This window comes from Salegentibacter maritimus (assembly GCF_016236975.1).
Lineage (GTDB): Bacteria > Bacteroidota > Bacteroidia > Flavobacteriales > Flavobacteriaceae > Salegentibacter > Salegentibacter maritimus.
The window spans coordinates 1-17,688 of record NZ_JAEHNY010000019.1 but is presented as its reverse complement, the minus strand read 5'-3'; the positions used below and the strand labels follow the sequence as shown (position 1 = coordinate 17,688).

Genomic DNA, 17,688 nt, shown 5'->3' with positions numbered 1-17,688 from the left:
GGACAGTCTCATAGCTCAGCTGGTTAGAGCGCTACACTGATAATGTAGAGGTCGGCAGTTCGAGTCTGCCTGAGACTACAGCGCGCTAAAGCGCAGTTAAAGGTTAAGAGTTCAAAGTAATTTGAATTTGGGACAACAACGTTCATTACAAATTGAAAGGAAATTTTAGAAGTTGGGCAACCAGTTTACAGTACGCAGTGAGCAGTACGCAGTACAGTTACGACTGAATACTGAATACTAATTAACTGCCAACTGAAAAATGGGGGATTAGCTCAGCTGGCTAGAGCGCCTGCCTTGCACGCAGGAGGTCATCGGTTCGACTCCGATATTCTCCACAAAAGGCTTTAAGCATTATGCTATAAGCCGTAAGCAAAAATGCCTAAGGCTTATAGCCTAAAGCATATAGCTTATAAAGTTCATTGACATATTGAGAAACAAAGAATACGAGAAAACTACAGTTATAGGATGTAAATTTTATAACGAGGTAAATTAATTATATTAATAGAATACATTGTGATTTAAGGTCACGAGAAATTCGAGCATAAGCAAGAAGCATACAAGCTAGATAAGGGCGTATGGGGAATGCCTAGGCTCTCAGAGGCGAAGAAGGACGTGATAAGCTGCGAAAAGCTGCGGGGATTGGCACATACAAGTTGATCCGCAGATATCCGAATGGGGCAACCCACTATACTGAAGGTATAGTATCCGCAAGGAGGCAAACCCGGAGAACTGAAACATCTAAGTACCCGGAGGAAGAGAAAACAATAGTGATTGCGCTAGTAGCGGCGAGCGAACGTGCATTAGCCCAAACCATAAGGTTTACGGACCTTATGGGGTTGTAGGACCACAATATTTGTTGCAAACAGAATTAGAACAAGTTGGAAAGCTTGGCCATAGACGGTGACAGCCCGGTATAGGTAATGGATGTAATGATAGTGGTATCCTGAGTAGTGCGGGGCACGTGAAACCCTGTATGAATCCGGCGGGACCATCCGCCAAGGCTAAATACTCCTGAGAGACCGATAGTGAACCAGTACCGTGAGGGAAAGGTGAAAAGAACCCTGAACAAGGGAGTGAAATAGATCCTGAAACCATACGCTTACAAGCGGTCGGAGCCTTTAGGGGTGACGGCGTGCCTTTTGCATAATGAGCCTACGAGTTACCGTTTCCAGCAAGGTTAAGCAGTTCAGCTGTGGAGCCGTAGCGAAAGCGAGTCTTAATAGGGCGATTTAAGTTGGTAATGGTAGACGCGAAACCGTGTGATCTACCCTTGGGCAGGTTGAAGCTGTGGTAACACATAGTGGAGGACCGAACCCGTTGACGTTGAAAAGTCTTGGGATGACCTGAGGGTAGGGGTGAAAGGCCAATCAAACTCGGAAATAGCTCGTACTCCCCGAAATGCATTTAGGTGCAGCGGTATAATAGTTTTATAGAGGTAGAGCTACTGATTGGATGCGGGGGCTTCACCGCCTACCAATTCCTGACAAACTCCGAATGCTATAAAATGTTTTATATCAGTGAGGGCATGGGTGCTAAGGTCCGTGTCCGAGAGGGAAAGAACCCAGACCATCAGCTAAGGTCCCCAAATGTATGTTAAGTTGAATAAACGCGGTTGGACTGCCCAGACAGCTAGGATGTTGGCTTGGAAGCAGCCATTCATTTAAAGAGTGCGTAACAGCTCACTAGTCGAGCGGTCCGGCATGGATAATAATCGGGCATAAACATACTACCGAAGCTATGGATTTCATATTTAGATATGGAGTGGTAGGGGAGCATTGTAACAGAGATGAAGGTGAGTCGTGAGGCTTTCTGGATTGGTTACAAAAGAAAATGTAGGCATAAGTAACGATAATGCAGGCGAGAAACCTGCACACCGAAAGACTAAGGTTTCCCCAGCTATGCTAATCAGCTGGGGGTTAGTCGGGACCTAAGGCGAACCCGAAGGGGGTAGTCGATGGACAACAGATTAATATTTCTGTACTTGCCCCACGTTAAAGCGGACGGAGGCGAAAAGTTGGTGCGTGCTGACGGAATAGCACGTTGAAGGGAGTGGTAACACCCCGATAGTACACAAAAGCTTCGGCCGGCGTGATAATCCAGCGGATCGACTTCCAAGAAAAGCGAGTGGATGCAACCCGTACCGTAAACCGACACAGGTAGTTGGGATGAGAATTCTAAGGTGCTCGAGAGATTCATGGCTAAGGAACTAGGCAAAATAGGCCCGTAACTTCGGGAGAAGGGTCGCCCCGCTTTTAGCGGGGCCGCAGTGAAGAGGTCCAGGCGACTGTTTATCAAAAACACAGGGCTCTGCTAAATCGAAAGATGATGTATAGGGCCTGACACCTGCCCGGTGCTGGAAGGTTAAGAGGAGATGTTAGCTTCGGCGAAGCATTGAATTGAAGCCCCAGTAAACGGCGGCCGTAACTATAACGGTCCTAAGGTAGCGAAATTCCTTGTCGGGTAAGTTCCGACCTGCACGAATGGTGCAACGATCTGGACACTGTCTCAGCCATGAGCTCGGTGAAATTGTAGTATCGGTGAAGATGCCGATTACCCGCTACGGGACGAAAAGACCCCGTGCACCTTTACTATAGCTTAGTATTGACTTTGGACAAGTGATGTGTAGGATAGGTGGGAGACTTTGAAGCGCCGTCGCCAGGCGGTGTGGAGTCATTGTTGAAATACCACCCTTTACTTGTTCGGAGCCTAACCTCATTATGTGAGGGACAGTGCTTGGTGGGTAGTTTGACTGGGGTGGTCGCCTCCAAAAGAGTAACGGAGGCTTCTAAAGGTTCCCTCAGCACGCTTGGTAACCGTGCGTAGAGTGCAATGGCAAAAGGGAGCTTGACTGAGAGACATACAGGTCGATCAGGTACGAAAGTAGAGCATAGTGATCCGGTGACACCGCGTGGAAGGGTCATCGCTCAAAGGATAAAAGGTACGCCGGGGATAACAGGCTGATCTCCCCCAAGAGCTCACATCGACGGGGGGGTTTGGCACCTCGATGTCGGCTCGTCACATCCTGGGGCTGGAGAAGGTCCCAAGGGTTGGGCTGTTCGCCCATTAAAGTGGCACGCGAGCTGGGTTCAGAACGTCGTGAGACAGTTCGGTCTCTATCTGTAGTGGGCGTTAGAAATTTGAGTGGACCTGACTCTAGTACGAGAGGACCGAGTTGGACCAACCTCTGGTGCACCAGTTGTTCCGCCAGGAGCACTGCTGGGTAGCTACGTTGGGAAGGGATAAGCGCTGAAAGCATATAAGCGCGAAACCCACCACAAGATGAGATTTCTTTAAAGGACCGTGGGAGACGACCACGTTGATAGGCCATAGGTGTAAAGGCAGCAATGTCATAGCCGAGTGGTACTAATAATCCGTAAAGCTTGATGCGATTCCTGTTATCCTGCAAGGGATAACAGGAGCTTGAATGCTTGCCGCAGTTTTATTTTATTTTTTGTTTCTTTTAATATGTCAACTTATTAGAGTAGGCAGTTGTAAGTAAAAGGGTAAGCAGGAAAACCTGCAAATTTATAGACTGTAAACTGCATACTAAAGACTTAAGGTGGTTATGGCAACGGGGCTCACCTCTTTCCATTCCGAACAGAGAAGTTAAGCCCGTTAGCGCAGATGGTACTGCTATTTGTGGGAGAGTATGTCACCGCCTTTTTTTTAAAAGACCTTTACAGCAATGTAAAGGTCTTTTTTTTTTGATCTAATTTTCGGGAAGGACTTATTAAAACTTTCTTCATCATGTCTTTTCTACACTAAACATAATTTTCCTTTTTATTTTTTTAATTTTTCAAAAGCTGATAGATGTCAGGTTTACTTTCTTTTGGCGATTTCTAAAAAGCTCAATTCTTTTATTACCTTTATTTTTGCCTAACAATTTAGATACTATGAATAAAGGAATTTATATAGCTACATTAGAATCCCATAGCGGAAAATCTATGATCTCATTAGGTTTAATGAGAACGCTTTTAGGAAAAATGGTTAAAGTTGGATATTTCAGGCCCGTCATTAATGATGTGCCGAAAGGTAAACGAGATAATCATATAGATACTGTATTAAGTTATTTTGATTTAAAAATACCATATGAGGATACTTTTGCTTTCACGCGTAGTGAAGTAATTCAGAAGCGAAACGAAGGTAAATCGGGCGAGATTATAGATACTATTATATCAAAATATAAGAAGCTTGAGAAAGAATTTGATTTTATCCTTGTTGAAGGTAGTGATTTTTCAGGAGAAGGGAGTGTTTTTGAATTCGATGTAAATGTAGTAATTGCTAAAAACCTTGGTATTCCTGTTGTAATAGTAGTTAGTGGTCAATTCAAAAACTGGGAAGAACTTTTAGGATATCAGCAAATGGCTTACCGGGCTTTTAAGGATAAGGAAGTTCAGGTTATTGGAATGGTAAGTAATAAAATTAAGCAAGAAAATCTTGAACCTGCTAAAAAGAATATGAGGGCATTTTTACCCGAAGAAGTAGGCGTTTTTGCTATTCCTTTTGTAGATACTCTTAACAACCCTACTTTAAAAGAGATTGTCCAGGTATTGAATGGAAAGGTCTTATTTGGTCACGATTTTCTTGATAACCAAACAGGAAATTTTGGAGTAGGAGCTATGCAATTACGTAACTATCTTACAACCTTAAAAAACGAAAGTTTGGTAATTACTCCTGGGGATAGGGCCGATATTATTCTGGGGGCACTTCAGGCTAATATTTCCAGTAATTATCCGAGGATTTCAGGTATTATTTTAACCGGAGGATTGACCCCCGAAGATTCTATTTTAAAACTTATTGAAGGTCTATCGGAAATAGTTCCTATTATTTCAGTTAAAGAGGGAACTTTTGCGGTGACAAACATGGTGGGTGCTATAAAATCTAATATTTATGCCGATAGTATCCAAAAAATTCAAACCACCATTAGTATTTTTGAGCGTTATGTATCCTTTGATCCTTTAGTTGAAAAATTAATGAACTATAATCCGCAAGGAATAACACCAAGAATGTTTCAGTATGGTTTGGTGCAACGTGCCAGAGAAAGTAAAAAGCATATTGTGTTACCGGAAGGAACAGATGAGCGTATTCTTACTGCTGCTAAGCGTCTTATAGATATGAATCTGGTAGAACTCACTCTTCTTGGTGATGTTGATATCATTCACAAAACCGTTGCTAAAATTGGGTTGGATCTTGATTTTTCAAAAGTGAATATTATCGATCCTATTAACTCTCCAAATTTGGAAGATTATGCAAAGACTTTTTATGAATTGAGAAAACATAAAGGGGTGAATATGGATATGGCCAAAGATAGAATGTGTGATGTTTCTTATTATGGTACTATGATGATTTATAAAGGCGCTGCTGATGGGATGGTATCAGGGGCGGCACATACTACCCAACATACCATATTACCTGCCTTGCAGTTTATTAAAACCAAACCAAATGTTTCTGTAGTTTCTTCTGTATTTTTTATGTGCTTAGAAGATAGGGTATCAGTATTTGGTGACTGCGCAATTAATCCAAACCCTTCTGCCGAAGAACTGGCAGAGATTAGTATCTCTTCTGCCGAAAGTGCTTCTGCGTTTGGGATTGATCCAAAAATAGCCATGTTGTCTTACTCATCAGGATCTTCAGGAAAAGGTGCCGATGTTGATAGGGTAAGAGAAGCTACTGAAATTGTTAGAAAACGAAGACCTGATCTTAAAATAGAAGGGCCCATTCAGTATGATGCGGCTGTAGATATAAGTGTGGGGAAAAGCAAATTGCCGGAATCTGAAGTAGCCGGGCAGGCCAATGTTTTGATATTTCCTGATTTAAATACCGGAAATAATACTTATAAAGCCGTACAAAGAGAAACCGGTGCGCTGGCAATTGGGCCTATGCTTCAGGGGTTAAATAAACCGGTAAACGATTTAAGTCGTGGATGTACCGTGGCTGATATATATAATACAGTAATTTTAACTGCCATACAGGCTCAAGGAATATAATTAAGCATGAAGAATATTTTAATTATAAATTCAGGAAGTTCGTCTTTAAAGTTTCAATTAATTCAGATGCCTGAAGAAAAGGTATTGGCTTCAGGACTTGTGGAACGTATAGGTTTACAAGAAGCGAAACTTCATTTTAAAACCGGGAAGGATACAATTACAGAGGCTCTTCCGGTTAAAGATCATGCGGTAGCTTTAAAAGCGATTACCAACCTTTTAATGGATTCAGAAAAAGGAATTATTAAAAATGTGGATGACATTGCGGCTATTGGACATCGGGTAGTGCACGGAGGTGATAACTTTTCTAAAACCATCGTTATAAATAAAGAAGTAAAAACTAAAATAAAAGATTTTTTCTCTTTAGCTCCATTACATAACCCGGCTAATTTAAAAGGAATTGAGGTTGCAGAAGAACTGTTTCCTAATGCCAAGCAAGTTGCTGTTTTTGATACCGCTTTTCATAGATCTATACCCAGAAAGGCTGCGCAATATGCCATTCCTAATAATTTTTTTGAAAAAGATCATATTCAATTATACGGTTTTCATGGTACCAGTCATAAATATGTTACCGAGAAGGCCATTGGTTACTTAAAAAATAAACATTCGAAAATTATAAGTATTCATTTAGGAAATGGCTGTAGTATTACTGCTGTGAAAGATGGTAAAAGTGTGGACCATTCTTTGGGTTTTGCGCCAGTTAACGGGCTTATTATGGGAACCAGGAGCGGGGATATAGACCAATCTGTAATTTTTTATCTGGTTAATAAATTAGGATATTCCATAGATGAAGTAAGTGATATTTTGCATAAGAAAAGTGGAATGTATGGAATTACCGGGTATAGCGATTTAAGGGATATTGAAGAGCAGGCTGCAAAGGGAAATAAAAAGTGTCAATTAGCACTGGATATGAATGCTTACCGGATTAAAAAATATATTGGTGCTTACGCCGCTGCAATGAATGGGGTAGATGCCCTGGTATTTACAGCCGGAATTGGTGAAAATAGTGATGTAATTAGAAGTTTGGTTTGCAGTGAAATGGACTTCTTCGGAATTAAACTTGACGAAGGAAAAAATAAAGAGCGTAGCAAAAATATGAGAAGTATACAGGCTGATGATGCTACAGTTGAAATACTGGTTATACCAACAAATGAGGAATTAGAAATCGCGAAACAAGCCTATGAATTAGATATGCAGGTGTAGAATATTTAATTATTTAGATTAGATATTTACTTACTGTATTCAATTGGTTTTTTAAAGCTTTGGAAGAATGCTTATGGGATAAAAGCGTATTTCTTAAACTTCCATCGGTTAAAAGCTTTAAAGTATCTTTTAAATGTTTAATGAAGTAATTTTCTATTTCTGTACATATTCGACCTTTGTTTAAATTTGAAGTAGTATTTAATTTCTTCTGCATTTTAAGTACTTCCTTTTTGCACTTTATTAAAAGCTGGTCCAGGTATTCCTGATCTTTCGCTTCTAAGATATGTTTGTCTAAATCCTGTTTAAGCGTCTTTTTATGATTGTATAAAGATTTGAAAAGGCGCTTTAAATAAGGTTTTGTAGTGGTTAGAATAGCGTGTTTATAATACATAGCTGCTGTATAATTTGCTATGTAATAATTTTCAAGATAATCTACTTCCGAAGGTTTCCACAACATTTTTCTAAGTTTTAAAAAATTGAAAATTTTTTTAGAAATAGAGGGGATTTCTTATAAAAGTAACAAGAAAACTACAGGTTTAGCCGTTAAAGAACATTAAACAATTATTAAAAAATTATAATTTGATTGTATGTGGGCCTATTTCTATAGTTTTCAGAAATTATACTTGCGAAAGAAAGCCTGGAACCAAAAGATTCACAGGCTTTAAATTTAGCTTTCTTCTATTTTATTGGAGAGCTTTGTATAAGATTTCGGCTGCTTTAGCTGAAGAGGCAGGATTTTGACCGGTAATTAGATTTTCGTCTTTTAATACGTTTACTTGCCAATCATCAGATTTAGAATAAATGCCTCCTTTTTCTTTTAGCATATCTTCTACTAAAAATGGAACTACATTTGTTAACTGAACAGCCTCTTCTTCAGTATTTGCAAAACCTGTTACTTTTTTTCCTTTCACTAGAGGGGTGCCGTCTACATTTTTTACATTTTTAAGCGCTGCCGGTGCGTGGCATACAAATGCAATGGGTTTTTCCTGCCTGTGAAATGCTTCTATCAAATTTATAGAAACTTTATCTTCTGCTAAATCCCATAGGGGACCGTGACCTCCCGGATAGAAAACTGCGTCAAAATCTTCAGCTTTTAGAGTTTCCAATCTAAGTGTATTCTCAATCACTTTTTGAGCCTTATTATCTTTATAAAAACGCCTGGTGTCTTCGGTTTGTGCATTTTCTGTTTCACTGTTAGGATCAATAGGTGCCTTACCACCTTTTGGGGTAGCTACCTTTATCTCGGCTCCTTTGTCCAGTAATTTGTAATAAGGGGCTGCAAACTCTTCTACCCAAAATCCTGTTTTTTCTCCGGTATCTCCCAGTTTGTCATGAGAGGTTAATACAAATAGTACCTTCATATCTTTAACTTTATAGTTTAACTACCATTTTTCCTTTATTCTTACCGTCAAAAAGATCCAGGAAGGCTTGTGGTATATTTTCAAATCCTTCTTTAATGGTTTCGGTGTAAGTTAATTTTCCTTCATTTAGCCACTGTGCTAGTTGTTTGATAGCAGCTGGGTGCTTCTCTTCATAATCGAAGACTACAAACCCCTGCATAGACGAACTTTTTTTAACCAAAAATGGCTGAACACTAATGCTTTTTGGGAGTTCGGTATTATTATATTGAGAAATGGCACCGCAATTAACCGTTCTGGAAAATTTATTAATATTAAAGAGAACAGCTTCAGATATTTCACCTCCTACATTATCAAAATACACATCTACACCATCCGGGCAGGCCTGGCCAATGGCCTCGCTCATGTTTTTGGTCGTGTTGTAATTGATTCCTTCATCGAAACCAAATTTAGATTTTAGTAATGCTATTTTTTCATCTGTACCGGCAATTCCTACCACTCTTAGACCTAAAATCTTACCAATTTGTCCTACAATGCTGCCTACTGCACCGGCAGCGCCAGATACCAGCAGTGTTTCTCCCGCTTTGGGTTTTCCTATCTCTGTTAAGCCTAGATAAGCGGTCATACCCGTCATACCAAGAATTCCCAAATAGGCTGAAAGTGGAGCCATATTTTCATCTACTTTCATAAGTCCTTTGGCTTTAGCAACTTGCTTCTCTTTCCAGGCTAATGCACCTAATACATGATCTCCTTTATGAAAGTTTTCTGCTTTAGATTCCAGGACTTCGGCAACAATTCCGGATTCTATGGGTTTACCTACTTCAAACGGGGCAATATATGATGGAGCGTCGCTCATTCTTCCTCTTAAATATGGGTCTACTGATACATATTCAGATTTTAATAATACTTCGCCTTCCTTTAATTCCGGAATTTCTGTGCTTGTAAATTCAAAATCGTTTAAACCAGGTTTCCCTGTAGGTCTATTTTTTAAGTTTATTGTTCTTGTTGTACTCATAATTTTCTTTTTTTATTACACTTTAATACTATTCCAGGCCATTTCGTAAGCCTCCTCTATGTTTTCTCTAGTCAGTTTAAAAATGGCACGTTCCTGCAATTTCATAAAAAAAGCAATAGGATAAATACTGAAGGCATATAACATGTAAGGGGAAACAGGTTTGATTATTCCTTCTTTTTGCCCCCTTTCCATAAGATCTAATAATGGCTGTAGGTGTTTTAAACCCTCCTGCCTGCTTGGCTCATCTATAATGGGAGTGTTATCGCATTGAGATAAAAACATAGCTTCTTCAATTTCTTTTAATTTAAATTCAGCAATATTCTTCCAGATATTCTTAAACCCTTCTTTTACCGTTAAATCTTCTTTGTAATCCTTAAAAGCAAATTCACTAAATGCAGCCTTTACTTCAATATAAATCTGATTAACCAAATCTTGTTTGTTCTTAAAATATAGGTAAATAGTTCCCGGAGAAACTTCTGCCATCTTCGCAATTTTTGACATAGGAGTTGCGTGAAAGCCATTATTGTTTACAAGCCTTATGGTAGCTTTTACAAGCGCATCTCTTTTTTGCTGACTTTTTGGAAGTGTATTCATTTTATTTTAGATTCTATGCAAAACTATGAAAAATGAACGTTCATTCATTTTTAAAAATATGATTTAGCGTTTATTTAACTTCAATTCTTAAATTCATAAAAAACAGCGGTTAAAACGCACGTCATTTTAACCGGTGTTTAGCTTGGAAAAGAAATGTTATTTTTCAAAAAAGATATGAAGTTCCTTGAAGGACTAGTTTTTAAGGTTTTTATAATTGGTCAATAAATTCTGAAAAAACCTTTTTATGATGTTCCAGGTCTAAATTGGGAGACACTGAAACCCGGGCAATATAATCTTTATCGGCTTCTTTAGTAGTGCCTTGAGTAGAAGTAGCCGGAATAGTCCAGTAACAACCTTTTAACTGGCCATAACTTACACAATATTTACTTTCATCAGGAATTTGAGTAATCATCATATTTATAAGCTTTTGGTTTAAAGCTCTTTTGTAAGTTTCTTTTTCTGCTTCTGTATTGCCCTTGGTAGGTAGGTCTAACGAAAATACAGATGGTGTAAAACCTTCCTTCGCCAAAGCTTCTGAAACAAAGTTGATTTTGGCCGTAGGCAACTTTTCTTCAATATAGGAGACAAATTCACAGGTGTTTTTGTAGGCATCTGCTATCCGCTGGTTCATAGAGGGCAATTGTTCGGCTAATATTTTAATTTGAAGATCGGTGGCTTCGTTATCACATAGCTGAAGGTGCTTCGCTATTACCGGCATTAGAAATTCAGCTTTTTCGTTAGCAACACAATAGCCGGCCGTGCATTTTCCTCCACTTGGGAATTTAGAACCACTAACGTAAGAGATGGTTTTAATGCTAGCGAGTATGCCGTCTTTACTTAGAAACTGAACATTGGGACAAAATGTTTGATCCAGAATAAAAACCGGTTCAATCGCAATTTTATTCAATGCAGTTTTTCGGGGTTTGCTCAAAACAGTTCTTAGGTCTTCCAGGTCTGGAACTTCAACTCTTGGATTAGTTGGAATTTCAGCAATAATAAAGGGTATACCTCCTTCCTGGGCAACTTTTGTTAACACCTGGTCTACGCTCTTAACCATGTTATTACCACCATCTACCGGAAGGTCTAAAACTTCAACATTTTTAACACAGGCAGCTACCCGTCTTGCCTGGTCGTTGGTGCCACCATAGCAATTTGGAGGGACAATAATTTTAATGTCCTTACCCGGGTAATTTTTCAGAGCATTATCAATAAGCCCCATCATAATCGCATACTGAATAGAGAGCCCACAAGACCCAAGCTGCACATTTGAATTGGTAGCGGTAATTTTATGAATTGAATTTACAACACTGGTTTTATCACTTTGTACCTGGCTATTTTTTTTAAGCGAAAACGAGGAATCAACAAGTTTTTGTAGGGCATAAAAAGAATTTTGGGGTGTCATGGCAATAGTTTCTCTTCGCCGTACATGTTGGATTTCTGACACGTAACCTTCATGCTGCTCGTTATTTGCCAATAGAAGGCTTCCCAGAGGAGGTTGAAGACTTATTAAAAAGTCGATTTTTGGATGAAGTTCAAATGTATTTATCTCATCTTTTTGAGAAATAAAAATAGTACTGCCATTAAAATCGGAAATATGATCCGGGCTTTTAATTTGGTTTACTTCAAAATCATAGCCGTAGACACGACGTATTGTTTCAAAATCAAAAAAGCCTGGTAACTCTCCTGAATAGTTTATTTGCGTGTTTTTGTTATCGATAAAGTTTTTTCTTAGCACTGCGAGAACGGGTATTGTTCTAGAAGCAAAGCTGATTACACTTTCTGGTTTTAACCCATTTAATTGCGCTACTGTCCATTCCAGAACAGAGGATAATGGATGTCCCAGTCTAATATAATCGAAAGCAGTGGGTAGTTTGCTAAGTGCTTCAATTTTAGAATTATTATTTTTATAAAGCCCTTCAAATTCGTTTAAAAATTCAGTTTTTGCGAGGTCTTCATTATAAATATCCAATCGGTGGGTGGTAAGTTTCAGCCAGTCGCTAGGAATATTTTTTAATACATTCTCAATAAATCCAATCAGTTTTTTTTCTTCCATCGTCTTTTCATTTTAAAGAACCCGAAAGTAAAGATTTATTAGGTTTATTGAAAATGAGTAAGACAGATGTTTCAATACTTTTATGGCAAAAGGCTTAGGAAATGAAATTTTAAACTGAACTATTTAAGGATCTTTTTAGAACAAGCCTGTTTGAAAAGGTTTTAAAACTACTTTTTCGAAGAATATATATGGCTTATTGATTTTTTATTGGCACTGCCAAAGGGTGTAATACCTCGGGGTAGTTTACTTAAAGGTCTTGAGCAATAAACCTCGGATTGAGTAAAATTTAAATAATAATGTAATGAGGTAAACTTATGAAGACGATCTTTATAGCTAGCTTATATGACTGCTAATCCTTATTTAAATAAAAGTTGTTTCCTAACCTTGTTGAATAATCGACCACTTTTTTAATTACCGTATTTTTATCATTTTTTCTCCAGTTAATATAAAGATCAATATTTTCATTTATATCAATAAAAGTTACATTTTCGCTTTTAGCAAATTTAAACGAGTAGGGGAGGATAGAAATTCCCATACCCCTGGATACCAAAGTTAAAATCATACCACCAAAATCAGATTCCAGCGTTTGATTAGGCTCAAAATCATATTTCTGAAAAATATTTCTTAAGGTAGATGCAAAAAAAGTAGTATGATGTAATCCTGATATGATGAACTTTTCATCTTGCAGGGATTTAAAGTTTATAGTTTCGGATTTGGTTGTCCAATGATTATTTGGAACAACCAAATAAATAGGCTCTGTGTACAATTTTAAAGAGGAAATGCCATAATTTAAAATTTTATCTCTGCTAAAGGAGATGTCTATTTGATAACTTAATAGTAATTTCTCGTGGTTTTGATCGGTTGGTTCTGTAAGTTCAATTTTTAAATCGGGTAAATTATGGTCTATTGATTTTAGTAAATCGGGTAGAAATTTAAAGGCAATAGACCCGGGATATGCTATAGAAATGGCACCGGAGACACCTTCGTCAATTTTTTTCGCCTGTCTGTGAATTCGGTTGAAGTCATCTATTATTAGGCTCCAATGCTTCTCGAGGAACAAACCGGCATCTGTTAAAGCCACATTTCTCTTGTTTCTTTCAAATAGTTTAATTCCTATTTCTTCTTCTAAAGATTGAATATTCCTGCTTAAAGAAGACTGTGAGATATTAAGCTTTTCTGATGTATGCCAAAAATGTAATTCATTAGCTAATTCTAGAAAATATTGTATTTGTTGTAAAGTCACTATTAATGCGTTTTTAGCATTACTCAATCAAAAATAAGTATTTTTTAATGATTTTTAAATCAGTTGCTTTGTGGCCTGTTTTAAAATATTAAAAAGAAGTAGACACATGTTACCAGATAACTTTGCAGCCTTTATAGTTACCGCAGGGATTTTTATCATGACACCGGGTATAGACACTATGTTTGTTTTAAATAAATCTATAGCCAACGGAAAGAAATCTGGAATTTATGCCACTTTAGGCGTGAATACCGGGATCCTTATTCATACCTTTTTTGCTGCGTTGGGCTTTGCTGTTCTAATTGCCAAATCGGCTTTGATGTTTGCAATCGTGAAATATGCCGGAGTTGTTTATCTTATTTATTTGGGATTTTTACAGTTGAAGAAGCAGCAGGATTTATTTGCAGATGCAGCAAAACCTGAAGGCAGTAATAACAAAAAAAATGACTTTTTTTCTGGATTGTTTACAAATACATTAAATCCAAAAGTTGCATTATTCTTTTTAGCATTTTTTCCGCAATTTATAGCTCCGACGCAAATTGAAGATCCACTTCCTTTTATTTTACTGGGAGTTACATATGCCATTTTGGGAGTGGCCTGGTTTTCTATAATTACGTTATTTGCCAGTATATTTTCTCAAAAAGTTAAAGCTAAACCCACTGCAGGTTTATGGCTCACAAAATTTAGCGGATTCATTTTTATAATTATGGCTATTAAAATTGCCTTTACTTAGTTCTATTAGCTTTTTTAGTTAATTACTTATTTTTACCGTGATTTTACCAAAAAATATGATTGATTAACTTAGATTTAAATTTTTATAAAAGAACAGCGATACGTTATCTTATTACTTTTAGTAGACATAGACTAAAAATAGCAAGGAGAGACAAAAGTTTATGCTATTTAATTTTTTTCGATTTAAAAGGGGTTTTTAATAACTCGACAATCCTTAATACCGGTGCAACGATGACTCCTATTAAAAGTGCACTAACGGTTAGTAGTGCTGACGCTTTACTGTTAAACTTTTTAGTATTAGTTATTGATGAAATTGTTCTTTTCCATTTCCCATTTTTATATATAAATCCATTTAAATACATTCGGCCTTCCTTCACGGCAAATTCATATGTATAAAAATTATGTCCATAGTCGTGCCGCCATACAATTCCATTCTTTTGAACCTTTCCAGGGATTAAGATCTTTTCTCCATTACCAACTTTTTTATCGTTATTTTTAAACAATTCATCTCCTGCAGTTATTTCATTATAAAATTCGATATGCTCTTTTTTTACAATTAAATTTTTAAATTTTAGTTCTTTAAATGTGGGTTCTCTTTTTATATCTTCTAATAGCATTTTCGAATTTTCAGTTGTTAATTCAATTTTGTCTTTACATTACATATTTCTGCCAAAGACAACAATTGTTTTAAAAGTTAAATTTAAAGTCTTAAAATTGTTTATAAAGGTTTGAGATTATCGCAAGTTGGGGGAGTAGGGACGCTGACTTGTCGGCTTAACCTTTTTGTTTCTTGGTTTTCTAAATTACACTTTTTCCGGAAAAACCCGCTATTTGCTATAACCGATGTTGGGCACTGGGCTTTTCTCGATTATAAACTGATTGGATTTTTGCTTAGCTTGATAAATAGGTATTTTCATTTTACTCGCAATTTCTATAATTTGTTCTTTATCACTTTTGGGCATTTTCATTCCAATTATTATTTCTATAAGACAATTTTTAGGATAATTAATAATTCGATCTTTAATTTCTGCTTTCTTAGGAAAGAAATAATTAGCCAAACGATATTCTTTTTCGTAGGACCAATCAATAGATTTAGTATAAGTTTGAATACCTGCTTTTTCCATTCCTCGCTTTCTCGGATCAATCTTAGGGAATTCTTTACTATAGTTGACTTTACCTCCCATCCCAAAAATACCTGATTCCCGCATTCTTTTTTCATCAAAGCATAAACAAAATCCTTTGTGATTGTCCGCATAATGAGCCCACATCAGTGTACTGTCAAATCTCTCAGAAAATGAAATTATTCCTAAATGCTCATCCTGACTCTTAAATAATCCTTCATTATCTCTATTCTGAAATTTATCTGGATTTGATTCAAGTTCGGCTAATCTCCTAATTTTTTCTAACTCTGGATTATAACCTAGGTGGGCGATAGTTTCTCTATTTCTTGAAACGATATTATCAATATAATTTTTTCTTTTTTCTTTTGTGTCGAGTAAATCAAAACTATTGGGAATTCTACAATCAAAGGGATCATTGAAATCTTTAGGAGATGCTAAAAATAATTCTCGTTTTGTAATCGCTTTTTTATGATTATCATCGGTCCAGCATCTGAACTTGTATATTTTTCTTATCATAAAATTTTTTCTTGCCTTGTGCCCAACGGTCTCGGTTATCGCCAGTTGGCGGAGTGCGGGACGCGGATTTGTCGGCTTAGTATTGGTTTGTTGGTCAAGTTAATTATTTTCTTTCTAACGGTACCGGCTATTGGCGATTAACCGATGTTGTAGCCAGTTTTAATTATTACTTTTTAAATAGTGCTAAATGATCTAATAGTTCTTTGTTTTTTCCTGGTTTTTTAATTGTAACAAATAATTTAATGTCAGGTGGGATCGGTTTGAAAAACTCTGTCCTATTGGCTTTTAAACTTTTAATAAGAGGAGATTTTAGCTTCGATGGAAATTTGACAGGAAACAGATTTAAAGATTTTACAAAATAGATTAGCCAAATAAGGTCATATTCGTTTTCCTCGATATTTTTCAATTTTTCATTAATTGTCTTTTCGATAATGGAATTAATCTTATTTAGAATTTTGGTTTTGCCTTTGTTGTTTTGAATGATCTTTTCAATTATACCTAATATTTGGGGAAACGACTTATTCCTTCTTTCCTTTAATAGCAATAATAGACTTATTGCCTTTTCTAAATCTTTATCCTTAAAATCGAATTTCAGAACATTTTTGTTTGTTGTTATTTCACTTAAAAATGTAGCCTTCCCTAAAAATGTAGCCTTCCCTAAAAATAAGACAGTTTAAAATTCGAAATTGTTAATTTTAAAAACGATAAACTGTCCGATGAAAAAAAGTAGATTTACAGAAAGTCAGATCATCAAGATCTTGAAAGAAAACGAACAAGGCCGAGCTGTTGGTGATATCGCTCGAGAACTGGGTATTGATAAAAGCACTATCTATTATTGGCGTAAGAAATATGGTGGAATGGAAACTAGTGAGCTAAAACGGCTTAAGGAGTTGGAAGAAGAAAATCGCAAGCTCAAGCAGATGTATGCCGATGCCAGTCTAGATAACCAAATGCTGAAAGATATACTGTCAAAAAAGTTCTAAGGCCTTCCGACAAGAAGCATAGAGCGGTTTATTTGATCAAGGAGTACCAGGTCTCCATAAAACGAGCCTGTAATGTAGTAGGTTTAACCCGTTCGATGTGGTATTATCAGACTAAGCGAGACGATTATGAGGTAATCGATAAACTTTCTGAATTGGCCACTGAGTTGCCCACCAGAGGTTTTGATGAATACTATAAACGAATACGTCGCGAAGGCCATAAGTGGAACCGGAAACGGGTATTACGAGTATACCGGCAGATGAAGCTTAAGCTAAGGCGCAAACATAAAAAGCGCATTACAGGTAGGGTAAAACATCCTTTAGAGACCCCTGAACAATTGAATCAGGTTTGGAGTATGGATTTTATGTCAGATGTCCTTTCTGATGGCAGAAAGGTACGTGTCTTAAATATAATTGATGATTGCAACCGAGAAGTACTGGCTGTAGATCCAGGGTTGAACTATCCTGCTAGAAAGCTAGTGGAGACTTTAGAACAATTAGAAGAAGAAATTGGATTACCACAAACTATCCGTTGTGATAATGGCCCTGAGTTTATCTCTAAAACATTCAGTCAATGGTGCAATAGAAAACGTGTGGAAATACGGTATACCCAGCCAGGTAAGCCAATGCAAAACGGGTATATAGAACGTTTAAATAGATTTTATAGAGAAGATATATTAGATGCTTACTGGTTTAATGATTTACATCAATTGCGTTCTTTAAGCAATAAATGGATGGAAGATTACAATAATAACCATCCGCATCAATCCCTGGGCAATAAATCACCAAGGGAATACAAACCTCGATTCGGGGAAGAATTCTTCCCCGAATCGAATGATATTAATGAAAATTTATTGAATTTAGCCCTGTCTTAAATTGGGGAAGGCTACAA

11 protein-coding genes, 2 tRNA genes, 2 rRNA genes and 1 pseudogene are annotated in these 17,688 nt (G+C 37.1%); 8 read left to right on the top strand and 8 right to left on the bottom strand.

From position 1 onward, the window contains the following. Positions 1 to 4: 4 nt before the first annotated feature. From I6U50_RS15540 to I6U50_RS15515, 6 genes are all read left to right on the top strand, one after another. A tRNA-Ile gene (locus I6U50_RS15540) sits at positions 5 to 78 on the top strand. A gap of 183 nt (positions 79 to 261) precedes the next feature. Then, positions 262 to 335, top strand: a tRNA-Ala gene (locus tag I6U50_RS15535). Between the two features lie 218 nt (positions 336 to 553). After that, a 23S ribosomal RNA gene (locus tag I6U50_RS15530) occupies positions 554 to 3,388 on the top strand. 167 nt (positions 3,389 to 3,555) lie between these two features. Continuing rightward, positions 3,556 to 3,664 (top strand): 5S ribosomal RNA (gene rrf, locus I6U50_RS15525). A 229-nt stretch (positions 3,665 to 3,893) separates the two neighbouring features. Beyond that, a complete protein-coding gene (gene pta / locus I6U50_RS15520; RefSeq protein WP_198639526.1) occupies positions 3,894 to 5,987 on the top strand; it encodes a phosphate acetyltransferase in 2,094 nt (697 codons plus the stop codon). A gap of 6 nt (positions 5,988 to 5,993) precedes the next feature. Further along, complete coding sequence (locus I6U50_RS15515) at positions 5,994 to 7,187, top strand: acetate/propionate family kinase (protein WP_198639525.1); 1,194 nt, start codon at positions 5,994 to 5,996, stop codon at positions 7,185 to 7,187. Between the two features lie 13 nt (positions 7,188 to 7,200). Here I6U50_RS15515 and I6U50_RS15510 read toward each other — a convergent pair whose 3' ends face one another. The 6 genes from I6U50_RS15510 to I6U50_RS15485 form a co-directional block, all read right to left on the bottom strand. Then, positions 7,201 to 7,644: a hypothetical protein gene (locus I6U50_RS15510; RefSeq protein WP_198639524.1), complete on the bottom strand. Its 444-nt coding sequence runs from the start codon at positions 7,642 to 7,644 to the stop codon at positions 7,201 to 7,203. A gap of 226 nt (positions 7,645 to 7,870) precedes the next feature. Next, entirely contained in the window at positions 7,871 to 8,548 is a 678-nt protein-coding gene (locus tag I6U50_RS15505) for a type 1 glutamine amidotransferase domain-containing protein (RefSeq protein ID WP_198639523.1), read from the bottom strand. 10 nt (positions 8,549 to 8,558) lie between these two features. After that, a complete protein-coding gene (locus I6U50_RS15500) occupies positions 8,559 to 9,560 on the bottom strand; it encodes an NADP-dependent oxidoreductase (protein ID WP_198639522.1) in 1,002 nt (333 codons plus the stop codon). A gap of 15 nt (positions 9,561 to 9,575) precedes the next feature. After that, positions 9,576 to 10,154, bottom strand: coding sequence for a TetR/AcrR family transcriptional regulator (locus I6U50_RS15495; RefSeq protein ID WP_198639521.1), 579 nt, complete (start codon positions 10,152 to 10,154; stop codon positions 9,576 to 9,578). Positions 10,155 to 10,362: 208 nt separating this feature from the next. Then, on the bottom strand, positions 10,363 to 12,207 hold the full coding sequence (locus tag I6U50_RS15490) for a PLP-dependent aminotransferase family protein (protein WP_198639520.1): 1,845 nt from the start codon (positions 12,205 to 12,207) through the stop codon (positions 10,363 to 10,365). 349 nt (positions 12,208 to 12,556) lie between these two features. Next, positions 12,557 to 13,477 (bottom strand): LysR substrate-binding domain-containing protein, encoded by a 921-nt coding sequence (locus I6U50_RS15485; protein WP_232805965.1) that lies wholly within the window; start codon positions 13,475 to 13,477, stop codon positions 12,557 to 12,559. A 79-nt stretch (positions 13,478 to 13,556) separates the two neighbouring features. Between I6U50_RS15485 and I6U50_RS15480 the strand changes: the two genes are divergently transcribed. Then, positions 13,557 to 14,180 carry a LysE family translocator gene (locus I6U50_RS15480; RefSeq protein WP_198639519.1) on the top strand — a complete coding sequence of 208 codons (624 nt, stop codon included), beginning with the start codon at positions 13,557 to 13,559 and terminating at the stop codon, positions 14,178 to 14,180. A gap of 163 nt (positions 14,181 to 14,343) precedes the next feature. Here the strand turns inward: I6U50_RS15480 and I6U50_RS15475 are convergent, their stop codons facing one another. Then, positions 14,344 to 14,796, bottom strand: coding sequence for a hypothetical protein (locus I6U50_RS15475; protein ID WP_198639518.1), 453 nt, complete (start codon positions 14,794 to 14,796; stop codon positions 14,344 to 14,346). 210 nt (positions 14,797 to 15,006) lie between these two features. Next, positions 15,007 to 15,816: a DUF2971 domain-containing protein gene (locus I6U50_RS15470; protein ID WP_198639517.1), complete on the bottom strand. Its 810-nt coding sequence runs from the start codon at positions 15,814 to 15,816 to the stop codon at positions 15,007 to 15,009. Between the two features lie 716 nt (positions 15,817 to 16,532). Between I6U50_RS15470 and I6U50_RS15465 the strand changes: the two are divergent. Beyond that, a pseudogene (locus tag I6U50_RS15465) lies at positions 16,533 to 17,671 on the top strand (IS3 family transposase). Positions 17,672 to 17,688 lie beyond the last annotated feature (17 nt).

What these genes read in the sequence shown, in the direction of transcription:
- pta (WP_198639526.1), top strand. Translation starts at nt 3,894, where the DNA reads ATGAATAAAGGAATTTATATAGCTACATTAGAATCCCATAGCGGAAAA.
- I6U50_RS15515 (WP_198639525.1), top strand. Translation starts at nt 5,994, where the DNA reads ATGAAGAATATTTTAATTATAAATTCAGGAAGTTCGTCTTTAAAGTTT.
- I6U50_RS15510 (WP_198639524.1), bottom strand. Translation starts at nt 7,644, where the DNA reads ATGTTGTGGAAACCTTCGGAAGTAGATTATCTTGAAAATTATTACATA.
- I6U50_RS15505 (WP_198639523.1), bottom strand. Translation starts at nt 8,548, where the DNA reads ATGAAGGTACTATTTGTATTAACCTCTCATGACAAACTGGGAGATACC.
- I6U50_RS15500 (WP_198639522.1), bottom strand. Translation starts at nt 9,560, where the DNA reads ATGAGTACAACAAGAACAATAAACTTAAAAAATAGACCTACAGGGAAA.
- I6U50_RS15495 (WP_198639521.1), bottom strand. Translation starts at nt 10,154, where the DNA reads ATGAATACACTTCCAAAAAGTCAGCAAAAAAGAGATGCGCTTGTAAAA.
- I6U50_RS15490 (WP_198639520.1), bottom strand. Translation starts at nt 12,207, where the DNA reads ATGGAAGAAAAAAAACTGATTGGATTTATTGAGAATGTATTAAAAAAT.
- I6U50_RS15480 (WP_198639519.1), top strand. Translation starts at nt 13,557, where the DNA reads ATGTTACCAGATAACTTTGCAGCCTTTATAGTTACCGCAGGGATTTTT.
- I6U50_RS15475 (WP_198639518.1), bottom strand. Translation starts at nt 14,796, where the DNA reads ATGCTATTAGAAGATATAAAAAGAGAACCCACATTTAAAGAACTAAAA.
- I6U50_RS15470 (WP_198639517.1), bottom strand. Translation starts at nt 15,816, where the DNA reads ATGATAAGAAAAATATACAAGTTCAGATGCTGGACCGATGATAATCAT.